The following is a 16146-nucleotide window of genomic DNA, read 5'->3' as shown; positions in this document are numbered from 1 at the left end:
CTCCGTTTCGTTCGTAAAAGTCTGTCGGCCGCGCTCAGATGGCGTGGAGCGGCTTGCCCGCGAGCTTGAGCATGGTCTCGCCGATGGTCTCGTTCTGGGTGGGGTGGCCGTGGATGAAGGGCGCGACGTCCTCGGGGTAGGCCTCCCAGTTGACGATGAGCTGAGCCTCGCCGACGAGTTCGCCGACTCGTGCACCGATCATGTGCACTCCGACGACGGGGCCGTCGTTGACGCGCACGGCCTTGACCGTTCCCGCGGTGCCGAGGATCGAGCTCTTGGCGTTGCCCGCGAGGTTGTACTCGTAGCTCGAGACGTTCTCCGCGCCGAACTGCTCCTTCGCCTTCGCCTCGGTGAGGCCGACGGAGGCGATCTCGGGATCGCAGTAGGTGACCTTCGGAATGTTCACGTCCTGCACCACGACGGGGTTGAGGCCCGCGATCTCCTCCGCGACGAAGATGCCCTGCTGGTAGCCGCGGTGGGCGAGCTGGAGGCCGGGGACGATGTCGCCGATGGCGTAGACGCCCGGCACGTTCGTCGCGAGACGCTCGTTCGTCAGCACGAAGCCGCGATCCATCTCGACGCCGACCTCCTCGAACCCGAGTCCCTGCGTGGCGGGGCCTCGTCCGACGGCCACGAGCAGGTAGTCGGCCTCGAGCTGGGTGCCGTCCTCGAGAGAGACCGTCACGCCGTTCGCGTCCTGGGACACCGACTGGAAGCGCACGCCGACCTTGAAATCGATGCCGCGCTTGCGGAAGGCGCGCTCGAGCTGCTTCGAGACCGACTCCTCCTCGTTGGGGACGAGGTGAGGCAGACCCTCGACGATGGTGACCTCGGCGCCGAAGGAGCGCCAGACGCTCGCGAACTCGACGCCGATCACGCCGCCGCCGAGGATGACCACGCGCTTCGGGATCTCCTGCAGTTCGAGAGCGTGCTCGCTCGCGATGACGCGACCGCCGATTTCGAGACCGGGCAGCGATCGCGAGTAGGAACCGGTCGCGAGCACGACGTGCTTGCCGATCACCCGATCCTCGCCGACCTGCACGGTCGTGGGAGAGACGAGCCGACCCTCGCCCGCGATGACCGTGATGCCGTTGGCCTTGAGCAGCCCCTGCAGACCCTTGAACTTGCCGGCCACGAGATTCTCGCGGAAACGGGTGACACCCGCGATATCGACGCCCGAGACGCTCGAGAGCACGCCGTAGGCCTCGCCCTCCCTGGCCACGTCGGCGATCTCCGCAGAGTGGAGCAGCGCCTTGGTCGGCACGCACCCGCGGTGCAGGCACGTCCCCCCGAGCTTGTCCTTCTCGATGACGGCGGCGCTGAATCCGAGTTGTTTGGCGCGGATGGCGGCTGCGTAACCGGCGCTTCCGCCACCCAGGACGACGATGTCAAACTGCTGATCGGCCAAGTGGGATCTCCCTCGGGGTGTTCGCAATGAGTACTGCCGCCCGGGATGGTGTCGGGCGCACTGCGTCCAGCCTACACCCGGCGATGATCGGCGCAGCGGGCGTTGCAGCGCGGCTGCGGGTTCGCTACGGGCGTGACTGCGGGCCGCGCCACGAGCGCCCCGTCTCCCTAGGATGGAAGGGTGACCGATTCGATCTTCTCCGCAGACTACGCCGAGCGACGCGCAGGGGTGCCGCGCGGCCTTCCGCTCGTGGTCGCCATGCAGGGGCTGACCGATGCCGGCGGGGCGATCTCCCAGCTCGAGGAGTACCTCTGGAGCCGCTACGAGCCGGAAGAGCTGCTGCGCTTCAACGCCGACCTCCTGCTCGACTACCGCGCCAGGCGGCCCGTGATCACCTTCGACGAGGACCACCTGATCGACTACTCGCCCGAGGAGTTGACCCTCAGCCTCGTGCACGACGAGCTCGGGCGCCCGTTCCTCCTGCTGAGCGGCTACGAGCCCGACTTCCGATGGGACCAGTTCATCGACTCGGTGCTGCTGCTGGTGCACGAGTTCGAAGTGTCCACCACGGTGTGGTCGCACGCGATCCCGATGCCCGTGCCGCACACCCGGCCCGTCGCGACGACCGTCAGCGGATCCCGTGACGATCTCATCGAGGAGCGTTCGGCCTGGCGCCCGACCACACGGCTGTCGGCCTCGGCCGCCCACGTGCTGGAGTACCGCCTGCACAGCATGGGGGAGGAGGTGGTGGGCTTCGCCCTGCTGATCCCGCACTACCTCGCGAACACCGAGTATCCGGAAGCGCTCTACGCGGCGCTCGACGGCATTATGGCCGCGACGGGACTCATCCTCTCGACCGACTCGGTGCGGGAGGCCTCACGCAAGTTCATGGCCCAGGTCGACCAGCAGATCGCGAGCAACCAGGAGTCCCTGGAGATGGTTCGGACGCTCGAGGAGCGCTACGACGCCTATATGGAGGATCAGACGATCCGGTCCCCGCTCGTCGGCGAAGACGGCATGATCCCCACGGCCGAGCAGCTCGCGAGCGAACTCGAGCGCTTCCTGGCCGAGCGTCAGGCGGGGTCCGGATCCGACGACGGCGAGGACGACGGCAAGCCTCGAGGCTGAGCACCCCGGTGCACGGTCGGTCGGCCGCTGCGCGACGTGCAATAATAGAGGTCGTAACCCATTCAATCCAGCGTTTTCCCGTTCTCGGGAATACAACGGGCTTGACATGGGTTTTCATGCTGTGAGCACCCGTCGGCACCATCGGCGGCTCCGGCGGAGACACCAGACAGAGAGGCGGCTGCGTGGCAACTGCATCCAAGACCAGGACTCGTGCGACGTCCGCGAAAGCGGCGAAGAAGGATTCCGAGGCGACCGAGCAGGTCGCCGCGGCGGAGGGCACCGCCGCAACCGAAACCGCTGCGCCGAAGAAGGCCGCCGCGAAGAAGGCTCCTGCGGCCAAGAAGCCCACGACGAAGAAGACCGCCGCGGCCAAGAAGCCCGCGACTCGACGGGCCAAGAAGGACGACCTGCTCGACGAGGTGGATACCGAGGTCGAGGAGGAGTCGGCCGAGGTCGCCGAGGAGGAGAAGCCCTCGCCCGTCGTGACCGAACCGCTGCCGACCGGCGCGATCGTGCTGAAGGCCTCCGATGAGGAGGATGTTCCCGCCGTCACGACCGCGATTCCCGGAGCTACGGCCGATCCCGTCAAGGACTATCTGAAGCAGATCGGCAAGGTCGCACTCCTCAACGCAGCGGAGGAGGTCGAGCTCGCGATGCGCATCGAGGCCGGCCTCTTCGCCGAGGAGAAGCTCGCCACCGAGAAGAACCTCCCGAAGAAGCTCACCCGAGAGCTCAAGTGGGTCGCTCGCGACGGACAGCGCGCGAAGAGCCACCTGCTCGGCGCGAACCTGCGCCTCGTCGTCTCGCTCGCCAAGCGCTACACCGGCCGCGGCATGCAGTTCCTCGATCTCATTCAGGAGGGCAACCTCGGCCTGATCCGCGCCGTCGAGAAGTTCGACTACACCAAGGGCTTCAAGTTCTCGACCTACGCCACGTGGTGGATCCGCCAGGCCATCACCCGCGCCATGGCCGACCAGGCCCGCACGATCCGCATCCCGGTGCACATGGTCGAGGTCATCAACAAGCTCGCCCGCGTGCAGCGCCAGATGCTGCAGGACCTGGGCCGCGAGCCCACCCCCGAGGAGCTGAGTCGCGAACTCGACATGACCCCCGAGAAGGTCGTCGAGGTGCAGAAGTACGGCCGCGAACCGATCTCGCTGCACACGCCGCTCGGCGAGGACGGCGACAGCGAGTTCGGCGACCTCATCGAGGACACCGAGGCGGTCGTTCCGGCCGACGCGGTGGGCTTCACCATGCTGCAGCAGCAGCTCGAGCAGCTGCTCGACTCGCTGTCCGAGCGCGAGGCCGGCGTGATCCGCATGCGCTTCGGACTCGGAGACGGCATGCCCAAGACCCTCGACCAGATCGGCGACACCTTCGGGGTGACCCGCGAGCGCATCCGCCAGATCGAGTCGAAGACCATGGCGAAGCTGCGCCACCCCTCGCGGTCGCAGCAGCTGCGCGATTACCTGGAATGATCCGGCCCTGAAGCAACGCGACAGAGAAAGGCCCCGCCCCTGAACTCATCAGGGGCGGGGCCTTTTTCGTCGTCCGGCTCAGGCCTGGAGACGGTGGCTCTCGTCGTGCCACACCTCGGCCAGCGGGCGAAGCTTCGCCTCGTGCTTGTTGGCGTGGTGGGCGCAGAACAGCAGCTCGCTGCCGTTCAGCATCACGCGCACATAGGCCTGGGCGCCGCAGCTGTCGCAGCGGTCCAGGGCACTGAGCGGGCGATCCGCTGCCTCGACCTCGGTCGCACGATCCTGCTCGAGTGTCGTCATGGCATCCTCCCGTTCATCCGAATCATCAATCGATGCATCTCTATCCAAGCACGCCCCGACCGTTTTCGGGCTGGATACGGGGACGGTTCGCTGTGCGCGTAGCAACAGGCGCGCCAGATCCTCACTCGCCGAACCACCAGACCGTCAGTGTCCGAGGTTTGCCCTAGGGTAGACGCGTCCATACGAGCAGAGGAGATCCCGCAGTGGCATCTGAGTCTTCAGCCACCACCCCGAAGCCCCGGTCGGAGGAGTCGAACTATTCGGCGCGCCATCTGACCGTCCTCGAAGGTCTCGAAGCGGTGCGCAAGCGCCCCGGCATGTACATCGGCACGACCGACTCCCGCGGCCTCATGCACTGCCTCTGGGAGATCATCGATAACTCGGTCGACGAGGCGCTCTCGGGACACGGCGCGGAGATCGGCATCACCCTGCACGCCGATGGCAGTGTCACCGTCAGCGATCGCGGTCGGGGCATCCCCGTCGACGTCGAGCCGAAGAGCGGCCTCTCCGGCGTCGAGCTCGTCTTCACGAAGCTGCACGCGGGCGGCAAGTTCGGCGGGGGCGGCTACGCCTCCTCGGGCGGTCTGCACGGCGTCGGGGCCTCGGTGGTCAACGCGCTCTCCTCGCGCCTCGACGTCGAAGTGGATCGTGACGGCAAGACCTGGGCGATGTCGTTCCGCCACGGCGAGCCCGGTGTGTTCGACGGCGAAGGCCCCAATGCGGCGTTCACGCCCTTCGAGGAGTCGTCTGAGCTCCGTGTCGTCGGCAAGGTGAAGAAGGGCGTGACCGGCACGCGTGTGCGCTACTGGGCCGATCCGCAGATCTTCCTCGCCTCCGCCCGCTTCGAGCCCGAATCGCTCGTCACCCGCGCCCGCCAGACCGCGTTCCTCGTCCCCGGCCTCGCCATCGAGATCGCCGACCAGCGAGCTGAGTCGCTCGACGAGTCGGGCGCACCCGCCGTGCATCGCTTCGAGTACGAGGGCGGTATCTCCGAGTTCGTCGACTACCTCGCCGTCGATGCGCCGCTCACCGACACCTGGCGGGTGAGCGACGGGGGCACCTTCACGGAGACGGTGCCGGTGATGGACGAGAATACCGGCCACCTCGTGTCGCGCGAGGTCGAGCGGCACTGCGATGTCGACATCGCTCTGCGCTGGGGCACCGGCTACGACACCGAGGTGCAGAGCTTCGTCAACATCATCGCCACCCCGAAGGGCGGCACCCACCTGAGCGGCTTCGAGCAGGGCCTCACGCGGTTCTTCCGCAAGCAGATCGAGCAGAACGCGCGTAAACTCAAAGCCGGGAGCGACAAGCCCGATAAAGACGACATCCTCACCGGCCTGACCGCCGTCGTCACGGTGCGGGTGCCCGAGCCCCAGTTCGAGGGTCAGACGAAGGAGGTGCTCGGCACCGCCGCGGTGCGCTCGATCGTGTCGCGCGCGATCGTCAAGGGCCTCGAGCAGCGCTACGAGTCGACCAAGCGCGATGACAAGGCGCAGACCGGCGCACTGCTCGAGAAGATGGTCTCGGAGATGAAGGCGAGGATCGCGCTGCGCGCCCAGCGCGACACGGCGCGCCGTAAGAGCTCGCTCGAGAGCTCCTCACTGCCGGCGAAGCTCATCGACTGCCGATCGAAGAACGTCGCCGAGACCGAGCTCTTCATCGTCGAGGGCGACAGCGCCCTGGGCACCGCCCGGCCGGCTCGCGACAGCGAGTTCCAGGCGCTGCTCCCGATCCGCGGCAAGATCCTCAATGTGCAGAAGGCCTCGGTCGCCGAGATGCTGAGCAACGTGGAGTGCGGAGCCATCATCAAGGTGATCGGCGCGGGATCGGGCCGGGACTTCGATCTCGACGCGGCTCGCTACGGCAAGGTGATCCTGATGAGCGACGCCGACGTCGACGGCGCGCACATCCGCACGCTGCTGCTGACCCTGTTCTTCCGCTACATGCGCCCCATGCTCGAGGCCGGTCGCGTCTACGCCGCGGTACCCCCGCTGCATCGGGTGATCGTGCAGAACTCGGGCCGCAAGCCCAACGACGTGATCTACACCTACAGCGAACGCGAGCTCAACACGCTGCTGGCTGATCTGCGCCGTCGCGGCAAGAAGTACCAGGAGCCCATCCAGCGGTACAAGGGCCTCGGCGAGATGGACGCGGATCAGCTCGCGGAGACCACGATGGACCGCTCGCAGCGTGCGCTGCGCCGCGTCCGGGTGGAGGATGCGCAGGCGGCCTCGAAGGTCTTCGAGCTGCTGATGGGCAACGAGGTGGCTCCGCGCAAGGAGTTCATCGTGGAGAACGCGGACGACCTGGATCGGGAGCGCATCGACGCGTGATCGCGCTCCGTGCGGCCCGGCCGGCTCCTTCCGAAATCGGGGTCGCTTAGGGCGCTTCCGTCCCGAAATAGACGCCGCAAGCGACCCCGATTTCAGAAGAGGCCGCCGAGGAGGGGTGTGGCCGGGTCGGACGGCCGGACGGCCGCAACAGGCTGAACCTCCCTCACAAAGACCGCTCCACGGCCTTGATCCGCGAGTTATGCACATTCTCACGGAAAGCGAGCTTTCGATCTACCGGCCGCGGCGAGACTGGGTACATGCCGCGTCGCCCCACACCGCTCCCGGACGAACTCGGGGTTGCTTTCTCCACCCGAGTCGCCCGCCAGCACGGTGTGCCGAAGACGCGACTGCGTAGCCGCGACCTGGAGCACCCCTTTCGCGCTGTTCATCGTCGACTCGATCTGCACGATGACGAGGCCGAGGAACTCAACCCGCATCCCGCCGCCGCATGGCGCAAGCGTCAGCGGCAGCTCGCCAGGGCACTGGCGCCCGAGCTGCCGCCCGGCCGGTTCTTCTGCGGTCGCACCGCCGCGGCACTCTGGCGGCTACCGGTGCCCGCGACCTCTGGGGACTCGCTGGAGGTCGCTTGTCTGTCGCCTCGCCGTGCACCGCGGATGGCAGGGGTGATCGGATACAGGATCGCCCCGCACCTTGCGGGCGTAGTCATTCATGAGGGAATTCCGGTGAGCGATGTTCCCACGACTTGGAGCATGCTCGGACCCCGCCTCAGCCGGCGGGACGCGATAGCGCTCGGGGACGGTGCGATCCATCTTCCGCGAATCGCGGGAACGCAACGGTTGTCCCGGCCTCCCCACGCCACGCTCGAGGAACTCGAGGCATCTGCCGCCGCGCCGTATCGGCGCGACGGGGCGGCCCTACTCGAGATGCTCCCGTTCCTCTCGACGCGCAGCGCCTCCGCCCCGGAAACGCATCTGCGCCTCGCACTGGCGGAGTGGGGAGCCCCCGAACCTGAGCTCGATTTCGACGTGTATGACTCAGCGGGTCGCTTCCTGGGGTGCAGCGAGATCGCCTTCCCCGAGTTCCGGGTGCTGCACGAGTACGAGGGGGACCATCACAGAGTGCGGCGGAAACAGTGGCATCGGGACGTGCAGAAGCTTCGGGACTACGTGCGCGCGGACTGGGATCCGATCCGCGTCACCTCGTCACTGCTCTACCGAGAACCGCGCAAGCTTCGGGATCAGACCTTCGCGGCTCTCATCAAAGGGGGTTGGTCCCCATAGGGTCGAGCAGAGGCTTCCGCCGCCTTGAACATCTGAGAGATCAAGAATCGGGGTCGCTTAGGGTGCTTCCGAGCCGAAATAGACGCCGCAAGCGACCCCGATTTCGGGACGAAGACCTCCTTGCCGCGGCCCTACGGCGCCACGCCCACGTAGGCGGCGGCGCCGTCGATCGGCTGGCCCGACCCGTCGCGCTTGCCGAGCTCCGTGGGGAGCTTGCGCGCCGAACCGTCGGCGGCCAGCGCGCGCGGTTCACCCGTGCCGACCCAGGCGCAGGCGATCTGGTCCTCCCACTTCAGGAAGCGCTGTGCCCGCACACCGCCGGTCGCGCGCCCCTTCGCGGGGAACTCCGCCCAGTCCGAGACCTTTGCCGTCGCCACATCGGTACCGGGCAGCGTGATCGAGCTATCGGCCACTGTGACGACGCGGGCCTCGGCCCCCTCCGGCACGGCCCCGGCGAAGACGACGCGGGCCTCGTTCCCCAGCCTGATGCCCGCCATGCCGGCAGCCGGGCGCCCCTGCGGACGCACCGCGGAGGCGGCGAACCGCAGCAGCTGCGCGTCGCTCGTCACGACCGCGAACTCCGAGTCGTCGGGAGCCGCGAAGGCGCCGATGAGGCGGTCGCCGGCCTTGAGCCCGATGACCTCGAACTCGGGTTTGGCGGGCAGATCGGTGAGCACCACGCGCTTCACCGTCCCCTGCTCGGTGAACAGTCCGATCGGAGTCTCGGTATCGAGCGGCACGAGGCCCACGACACGCAGCTTCTTGTCGGTGAGGCCGAGGTAGTCGGCGATCTTCACGCCCGCCGAGAACGCGATGGATGCGGCGGGGACGATGGGGAGATCGACCGGGGTGAAGCGGTGCAGGCTGCCGTCGCTGAGGATCGCGCCGAGCTCTCCGCGCACGGTGCTTTCGGCGCTCGACATGATGGCCCCGTGCTTGGTCGCACGCGACGCTGAGCGCGGGGAGTCGGGGGCCTCCGGGTCTCGATCGATGCGCAGCGCGCGGCCCGTGGCCGAGAGGAGCACGGTGCACGGGGTGTCCGCGACCTCGAGCGATTTCGACGCCGCCGAGGCTCGCGCGGGCCGGGCGACGGCTCCCGTGAGCACGGTGCGGCGGGGCGTGCCGAAGGCCTCGGCCGCCTGGTCGAGCTCGTCGGCGACGACCGCGCGCAGCCTCTCGTCGCTGCCGAGGATCTCGAGCAGCGCTTCGATCTCGGCCCGCAGCTCGTCGCGCTCGGCTTCGAGTTCGACGCGGGAGAACTTGGTGAGGCGGCGCAGCCGCAGTTCGAGGATGTACTCCGCCTGTGCCTCGGAGAGGTCGAACACCTGCATGAGTCGCGTGCGCGCGGTCTCGGCGTCGTCGCTCGTGCGGATGAGCTGGATGACCTCGTCGATGTCGAGGATCGCGATGAGCAGACCCTCGACGAGGTGCAGGCGCTCGCGCCGCTTCTTGAGCCGGAACTCGCTGCGGCGGGTGATGACGGAGATGCGGTGGTCGAGGAAGACGCGCAGCATCTCGCGCAGACCGAGCGTCTGCGGCTGGCCGTTCACGAGCGCGACCGAGTTGATGCTGAACGAGTCTTCGAGGGGCGTGTAACGGTAGAGCTGCTCGAGCACGGCCTCGGGGGAGAAGCCCGTCTTGAGCGTGATGACGAGGCGCAGCCCGTTCTTGCGGTCGGTGAGGTCGGCCACATCGGAGATGCCCGAGAGCTTCTTCGCCTCGACGCCCTGCTTGATCTTCTCGATCACGCGCTCGGGGCCGACGAGGTAGGGCAGCTCGGTGACGACGAGGCCCGTGCGGCGGGGGCCGAGCTGCTCGACCGCGACCTTCGCGCGGGTGCGGAAGGCCCCGCGACCGGTGCGGTACGCGTCCTTGACCCCGTCGAGCCCCACGATGATGCCGCCTCCGGGCAGGTCGGGGCCCGGAATGAACTCCATGAGCTCGTCGACCGTGGCCTCGGGGTGGTGCAGCAGGTGCTTCGCGCCGTCGACCACCTCGACGAGGTTGTGCGGCGCGAGGTTCGTGGCCATGCCCACCGCGATGCCGCTCGCCCCGTTCACCAGCAGGTTGGGCACCGCCGAGGGCAGCACGTCGGGCTGCATGATCTGGTTGTCGTAGTTCGGCACGAAGTCGACCACGTCTTCGTCGAGCGCCTCGGTCATGGCGAGCGCCGCGCCCGTGAGGCGGGCCTCGGTGTAGCGCGACGCGGCCGGGCCGTCGTCGAGCGAGCCGAAGTTGCCGTGTCCGTCGACGAGGGGCAGGCGCATGGCGAAGCCCTGCGCGAGACGCACGAGGGCGTCGTAGATCGAGGCGTCGCCATGCGGGTGCAGCTTGCCCATGACCTCGCCGACCACGCGCGCCGACTTCACGTGCCCCTTCTCGGGGCGCAGCCCCATGTCCTGCATCATGAAGAGGATGCGGCGCTGCACGGGCTTGAGGCCGTCTCGCGCGTCGGGCAGCGCGCGGGAGTAGATCACCGAGTACGCGTACTCGAGGAACGATCCCTCCATCTCCTGCGAGATATCGATGTCTTCGATGCGTTCCCCGGCCAGCTCATGGGGGGCGTCACTTCGGGCTTCCGTCATAATGGAGAACATGCTACCGACGACCGCCGACAACGGCGTGAGGCTGGCCGCGATTCTGCCAAGCGGCATCTCGGCGGTCGCTCTGGGGCTCGGGATCGAGCCCCGCGCCGCGTTCGACGCGACCCCCGGAGTGCCGATCCCGGATCCCGAGCGGCTGCCCGCGCTCCGATCGTTCGTGATGATCGTGGTCGACGGCCTCGGCCACGCGAATCTGAACGCCCGCAAGGGGCACGCTCCCGCCCTCGCGCGGCTGCCTCGCCGGCGCATCGAGACCGTCGCTCCTTCGACGACGGGCGCGGCGCTCACCACGCTCACCACCGGCCGTCTGCCGGGGCAGCACGGCCTGATCGGGTACCGGATCCGGCACCCGGAGCTGGGTCTCGTCACGACTCTCAAGGACTGGGAGGGCATTGACGACCGCCGAGCCTGGCAGCGGGCGGCACCGCTGTTCGGGACCGCGAGCGCGATCGGCGCGCGCCCCGTGGCCATCGGAAGGCCGGCGCACGCGACCGGCGGGCTGACGGAGGCGATCCTGGGAGGCGCGGAGTATCACGCGGGGCAGAGGATCGAGGATCGCTTCGCCGTGGCATCGCGGCTGCTGCGCAGCGGCGATCCCGTCGTCGCATACCTGTACGTCGACGAGCTCGACAAGGCGGCGCACGAGCACGGCTGGCAGAGCGACGCCTGGGTTCGCCGGCTGGAGCGCCTCGACAGTGAACTCGACGGGTTCCTGCGAACCCTGCCCGCGGACGTCGGCGTCGTGGTGACCGCGGATCACGGGATCGTCGACGTCGGGCCGCACCAGCAGATCATGCTCGATGCGGATCCCGGACTGTTCGCGGACGTGGCGGAGGTCGGGGGAGAGCCGCGTTTCCGCTCGCTCTATATGCGGGAAGGAGCGGACGCCGAAAGCGTGGCCCGCGAGTGGGCCGCGGCCGAGGGAGCGCGGGCATGGGTCGCCACGCGGGATCAGGCGATCGCCTCGGGCTGCTTCGGCCCCGTCGCGGATTCGGTGACCCCCCGGCTCGGCGACGTGATCATCGCGGCGCGCAAGCAGGTGGCCTACTACAGCAGCGCCGACGATCCGCGCTCGCTCGAGATGGTCGGCCAGCACGGCTCCTTCAGCGAGGACGAACGCGGAGTTCCCCTCGCCCTCGCGGGAGCGCTCGCGGGAACCGGGTTCGCGTCAGCGGTGGTCTCCGCCGAGGTGCGTGCCGCCCGCTGAGCCCTGCGAACCGGGCGGGCCCGCCGCAGCCGTGTCTTCCGCGTTCCTCGAATCCCGCTGAGTTACGCGGGGTCCTCGTCGCTTCGGGTGCCGAAGAGGATGTCGTCCCAGCTCGGGATCGACGCCCGTCCCTTGCGCGCTCCCCGCTCGCCCTCCGCGGGCTCGCCCTTGCGTCCCCGCGGAGCCTCGCGCGCCGGCTCGGGCTGCTGCGCGCCGCGGCCGTCGCGACCGCCACGCTCGCCGCGACCTGCGTCGCCGGACACACCCGCGGCGCCCCAGATGCTGCGGGGGGCAGCCGGTGCCGGCTCCGGATCGCGGCCGCGGTCCGAGGCTTCCGGCTCTACCGGGGCGGGGGAGTCGAGCTGCTCGTCGGCGACTCCGCGGCTACGATCCCGCTCTCCGCGCCGCTTGCGCAGGGCGTCGAGCAGATCCGCGGTCTGGCTCAGATCCGAATTCGCGTTCTCCGTCTTGATCGCCCGCTGGTCGATCTCCCTGCGGCGCTGGTACTCGGCGTTCGCGTCCGAGAGCGGCGCCGTCGTCTCCGGCGCGGCATCGGATTCATCCGCGCGCTCGGTTCGGGATCCCTGCTCCGTCTGCGACCCGTCCGAGGCCTCGGGCTCTTCCGTCCCGCCCCCCGAGGATGCGAACGCGCCCGACTCGAAGCGGTTGGCCGGCTCCTCGCTGTCGACGGCCCTGAGCTTCGGGATCAGCCGGTCTCCCACATCGCCCTGCTTGGAGAGGTTGACCGCGTCCGGGTTGACCGGCGAGAGGAGGCCCTTGCGATGCTCGAAGGACCAGACCGCGCGATGCGCCACGTCTCGGGAGATGAACTCGAGGGAGATCATCCAGCCGGTTTCGGGGTCGCGCCACGACGACCACTCGCTCGTGTCCGATCCGAGGGCGATGAGACGCTCCGCGATGACCGCGCCGAAGCGCTGCTCGCCGTCGTCGTCCGAGCTGGTGCGCACGGGGACGGCGTGAGCCCGCTCGAGCACGTAGTTGCGTTCGGCGATGACCGGCTCCTCGTAGCGCTCGATGTCGGCCTCGTCGAGGCCGGTGAGCTCCGCCACCTGGGAGCGCGTCTTGCCGGCGCGGATCAGGGCTTGGATCTCACGGGGGCGCACACGCGAGGTGTCGCCTCGTTCGCGACGGCTCAGGTGCCGCATCTCGCTGAGCACGGCGTCGTCGACGACGAGGCTGAATTCCTCGCCGGCCTCGTTCGCAACGATCAGCGAGCGGTCTTCGCGTCGCACAAAGCGCAGTTCGTCCATCGGCGCATCCCTTCGTGAGTCGCGACCCAGGCTGCCACAGAACGGCGCCGAACCGCGGTATTGACTCGGCGCGTGGGAAAGAATCACGCGGGTCGAGCCACGGATCCGAGTCCGCCGGAACTCGCGCTCAGAGAACTCCCGGCTGAACAGTTTGCGCCGGAGCCTGATCGTAGGGCAGACTATGGCCGCTCGAACGATGAGGTGCCGCACCGCGGCACGGGAATGCAGGAGAGAATGGCCACCGATTACGACGCCCCGCGCAAGTCCGAGGAAGAAGCCGAGTCCATCGAGGCTCTGAAGGAACGCGGACCGGCGAAGGGTGCCTCCGGCATCGACTCAGAGGATGCCGACAACCCGAGCTTCAACATGGGCGGTTCGGACCTGTCCGATATCGAGCTCGACGTGGTGGTGCTGCCGCAGCAGGACGACGAGTTCACCTGCGTGAGTTGCTTCCTGGTGCGTCACCGCTCGCAGATGGCGGAGCAGACCGACCTCGGTCCGATCTGCGCGGAATGCGCGGGCTGAATCGCGGCAGCGATTCAGCGCATTCCGCGCCGGGGCCACCGCCCCGGGAATGCGCGGGCTAAACCCGCCGCCGGCCGCGCGGCCCTAGCGCGCGGCCTCGATCGCCTCCGCGAGCTTCTGCGGGTGGCGGGTGGTGATGATCCACTGCGGCGCGGGGTCTGCGGCGTCGATGTTCTCGATGCGCACTCCGCGGTGGATCCACCCGCGCACGACGAGGTAGCTGCGCGCGTCGACGCCGGGGCCGATCGCGGCCCGCATGCCCTCCGCGCCGAGGAGTTCGATGCGTCCGAGCTCGCTCACCGGGATCTCGGCGCGGCCCGCGACGAGGCGCCCGTTCCGCACCGAGACCACGGGGCACATGAGGGTGATCGCGCCCGCGACGATGAGGTAGACGGCGATGCCGGTGGGCAGGGCGATCCCGGCGTTGACCGGCGTCAGCACGAGAGCGACGGCCGGAACAAGCAGGAGAAGCGCGATGAAGAACCCGATCCCGGGTACGAGCCGCTCCCGGTAGCTGCGGGCGGTGGGATCTGCTGCGGTTCGACTCGTCATGCCTCCATTATCCTCCGCGCGGCGTCGAGAACCCCGAATGCCCCAGCAGGCCTCACAGGGGTTCCTGGATCGATCCGGTAGCCTGTGCGGGTGACCGATGTCGTAGAGATCCCCATCCGAGCCGAGGTTCCGCCCCGATACGCGCATTCCGACGATGCGGGCGCCGATCTGTTCTCCGCGGAGGCGGCGGTGCTGCAGCCGGGGGAGCGCGCACTGATCGGCACCGGCGTGGCGATCGCACTGCCGGAGGGCTACGCCGCGTTCGTCGTGCCCCGCAGCGGCCTCGCGGCGAAGCACGGCATCACCGTCGTGAACTCGCCGGGCACGATCGACGCCGGGTACCGTGGCGAGATCAAGGTGACCCTGCTCAACACGGACCGGGAGCAGCCGTTCCGGGTCGAGGTCGGCGACCGCATCGCCCAGGTGATCATCACGCCGGTCTCCCGGGCCGTGTTCGTGCCGGTCGACGAGCTGCCCTCGAGCGAGCGCGGCGCGGGAGGGTTCGGCTCGACGGGGGTGCGCGGCTGAGTCCGCGCGCGCATAATCAGACGTAATGCCCGGCGAAACGGGCGTGAGCAAGGAGTGTTCGAGTATGAGCGAAGAACGACAGGCCGATGAGATCGAGCTGAGCGAACCGCAGGCTCCCCGGATCGACGATTCGAAGTCGGCGCCCGAGGACCGCGCGGAGAACGGCCCGTTCGACGCGAGCGAGGTGCCCTCGATGCGCCCCTACGTCGACCTGGGCGGCATCAAGGTCGCACCCCGGGAGGGGCTGCAGTTGCGCCTCGAGGTCGACGAGCGGGCGAACCGCGTCGTCGCGGTGTCGCTCGACTACGCGGAGTCCCTGCTGCAGGTGCAGGCGTTCGCAGCCCCGAAGAGCACGGGCCTCTGGAACGGCGTGCGCGCGGATCTCACGCAGCAGATGGCGTCGCAGGGTGCGACGGTCGCCGAGGAAACCGGTGATCTCGGGCCCGAGCTGGTGGCGCAGACCCCCGTGCCCGCCGAACAGGGCGGCGGCTCGCGCGTGGCTCGCTTCGTGGCGGTCGACGGCCCGCGCTGGATGCTGCGCGGCGTGATCATGGGCAAGGCCGCGGTCGATGCCGCGGCGCGCGAGCGCGTGATCGATCTGTTCCGAGAGCTCGTGGTCGTGCGCGGCGAGCAGCCGATGCCGCCGAGCGAGCTGCTGCCGCTCCGAGTGCCCGCGGGGGTGCAGGCGCAGCGCCAGACCCCGCCCGCCGCCGATGACTCGCCCGGGAGCGGGGCTCAGGAGGCGTGAACGAGCGAGCGCACGAGGGGGAGGCCGGCGCGGGATCCGCGTCCCGCGGGACCGCCGCTCGCGGCGGCCTCGGGGGAGTCGTCGAGGCCGGTCTCAGCGGTGAGAGCGTCTCCGCCCGCGGCGTGCTGCAGGCGATCGGCGGTTGGCGCGGGATCGCCGAGACGCTCGTGCCTGCGACGCTCTACCTGGCGGTCTTCATCTTCACCCGCGATGCCCGCGTATCCGCGATCGCTCCGCTCGCGTTGGCGCTGGTCGCCTTCGGTTGGCGCCTGATCCGCCGCGAGCCGGTGCAGGCCGCCCTGTCGGGGTTGATCGGTGTCGTGGTCTGCGTCGGCGTGACGCTGTTCACCGGCCGCGGCGAGGACTACTACCTGCCCGGGTTCTGGATCAACGCGGCATGGATCGCAGCGCACACCGTCTCACTGCTCGTGGGATGGCCGCTCATCGGCCTGCTGCTCGGCTTCCTGCGCGGCTCGCTCACCGAGTGGCGGAAGACGCCGGTGCTCCGGCGCGCCGCGAACCTCTGCACCGTGTTCTGGATCGTGGCGTTCGGCGCGAGACTCGCCGTGCAGCTGCCCCTCTACTTCGCAGCGCAGGGCGGCGACGCCGCTGCGGTCGACGCGCTGGGACTCGCCCGGCTGCTCATGGGCGTTCCGCTCTTCGCCCTCGCGGCGATCCTGACCTGGCTCGTGCTCAGCCGCGTCTCCGCCTCGCTCGACAGCGCCAAGAACGACGCCACATCATCTGATGATTAGCGCCGTGAAATCCGCGCGAGGCCTGGGCTGCGCCCTCCGGTAGAGTGATCTGAGCACACCCGGATC

General features: G+C 69.0%; 14 protein-coding genes. 9 read left to right on the top strand and 5 right to left on the bottom strand.

The annotated features are described in order from the left end of the window. Positions 1-34: 34 nt before the first annotated feature. Positions 35-1408: a dihydrolipoyl dehydrogenase gene (lpdA, locus tag AC0KXF_RS00920; protein WP_473107412.1), complete on the bottom strand. Its 1374-nt coding sequence runs from the start codon at positions 1406-1408 to the stop codon at positions 35-37. A 180-nt stretch (positions 1409-1588) separates the two neighbouring features. On the opposite strand from lpdA, the gene AC0KXF_RS00915 reads away from it, so the two are divergent. Both AC0KXF_RS00915 and AC0KXF_RS00910 read left to right on the top strand, forming a co-directional pair. Continuing rightward, positions 1589-2536, top strand: a complete 948-nt coding sequence (locus AC0KXF_RS00915; protein ID WP_473107411.1) for a proteasome assembly chaperone family protein — start codon at positions 1589-1591, stop codon at positions 2534-2536. Positions 2537-2718: 182 nt separating this feature from the next. After that, on the top strand, positions 2719-4014 hold the full coding sequence (locus AC0KXF_RS00910; protein WP_473107410.1) for an RNA polymerase sigma factor: 1296 nt from the start codon (positions 2719-2721) through the stop codon (positions 4012-4014). A 78-nt stretch (positions 4015-4092) separates the two neighbouring features. On the opposite strand, the gene AC0KXF_RS00905 is transcribed toward AC0KXF_RS00910, so the two are convergent. Next, positions 4093-4314 carry a DUF7455 domain-containing protein gene (locus tag AC0KXF_RS00905; RefSeq protein WP_223043936.1) on the bottom strand — a complete coding sequence of 74 codons (222 nt, stop codon included), beginning with the start codon at positions 4312-4314 and terminating at the stop codon, positions 4093-4095. Between the two features lie 203 nt (positions 4315-4517). Between AC0KXF_RS00905 and AC0KXF_RS00900 the strand changes: the two genes are divergently transcribed. Next, positions 4518-6650 (top strand): DNA gyrase/topoisomerase IV subunit B, encoded by a 2133-nt coding sequence (locus AC0KXF_RS00900; RefSeq protein WP_473107409.1) that lies wholly within the window; start codon positions 4518-4520, stop codon positions 6648-6650. A gap of 797 nt (positions 6651-7447) precedes the next feature. Further along, positions 7448-7891 carry a hypothetical protein gene (locus AC0KXF_RS00895; protein WP_473107408.1) on the top strand — a complete coding sequence of 148 codons (444 nt, stop codon included), beginning with the start codon at positions 7448-7450 and terminating at the stop codon, positions 7889-7891. Positions 7892-8022: 131 nt separating this feature from the next. Here the strand turns inward: AC0KXF_RS00895 and AC0KXF_RS00890 are convergent, their stop codons facing one another. Continuing rightward, entirely contained in the window at positions 8023-10476 is a 2454-nt protein-coding gene (locus tag AC0KXF_RS00890; RefSeq protein WP_473107407.1) for a DNA gyrase/topoisomerase IV subunit A, read from the bottom strand. 10 nt (positions 10477-10486) lie between these two features. Here AC0KXF_RS00890 and AC0KXF_RS00885 point away from each other — a divergent pair, with 10 nt between their 5' ends. Further along, complete coding sequence (locus tag AC0KXF_RS00885; protein ID WP_473107406.1) at positions 10487-11701, top strand: alkaline phosphatase family protein; 1215 nt, start codon at positions 10487-10489, stop codon at positions 11699-11701. Between the two features lie 62 nt (positions 11702-11763). On the opposite strand, the gene sepH is transcribed toward AC0KXF_RS00885, so the two are convergent. Further along, a complete protein-coding gene (sepH, locus tag AC0KXF_RS00880; protein WP_473107405.1) occupies positions 11764-12972 on the bottom strand; it encodes a septation protein SepH in 1209 nt (402 codons plus the stop codon). Between the two features lie 234 nt (positions 12973-13206). Between sepH and AC0KXF_RS00875 the strand changes: the two genes are divergently transcribed. Then, the gene (locus AC0KXF_RS00875) at positions 13207-13497 is read left to right on the top strand and encodes a DUF4193 domain-containing protein (protein WP_223045128.1); all 291 of its coding nucleotides are present in this window, start codon (positions 13207-13209) and stop codon (positions 13495-13497) included. An 84-nt stretch (positions 13498-13581) separates the two neighbouring features. Here AC0KXF_RS00875 and AC0KXF_RS00870 read toward each other — a convergent pair whose 3' ends face one another. Further along, positions 13582-14049, bottom strand: coding sequence for a DUF3093 domain-containing protein (locus AC0KXF_RS00870; RefSeq protein WP_473107404.1), 468 nt, complete (start codon positions 14047-14049; stop codon positions 13582-13584). A gap of 90 nt (positions 14050-14139) precedes the next feature. Here AC0KXF_RS00870 and dut point away from each other — a divergent pair, with 90 nt between their 5' ends. The 3 genes from dut to AC0KXF_RS00855 all read left to right on the top strand — a co-directional run bounded on the left by dut (position 14140) and on the right by AC0KXF_RS00855 (position 16080). Further along, positions 14140-14577 carry a dUTP diphosphatase gene (dut, locus tag AC0KXF_RS00865; protein ID WP_223043929.1) on the top strand — a complete coding sequence of 146 codons (438 nt, stop codon included), beginning with the start codon at positions 14140-14142 and terminating at the stop codon, positions 14575-14577. 64 nt (positions 14578-14641) lie between these two features. Continuing rightward, positions 14642-15325, top strand: coding sequence for a DUF3710 domain-containing protein (locus AC0KXF_RS00860; RefSeq protein WP_473107403.1), 684 nt, complete (start codon positions 14642-14644; stop codon positions 15323-15325). Further along, positions 15322-16080, top strand: a complete 759-nt coding sequence (locus AC0KXF_RS00855) for a DUF3159 domain-containing protein (protein WP_473107402.1) — start codon at positions 15322-15324, stop codon at positions 16078-16080. Before AC0KXF_RS00860 ends, AC0KXF_RS00855 begins: the two co-directional genes overlap by 4 nt. Positions 16081-16146: the final 66 nt, after the last annotated feature.

The organism is Leucobacter holotrichiae, assembly GCF_055791005.1.
The sequence above is the reverse complement of the archived record's forward strand: the minus strand, read 5'-3'. Positions and strand labels throughout refer to the sequence as shown.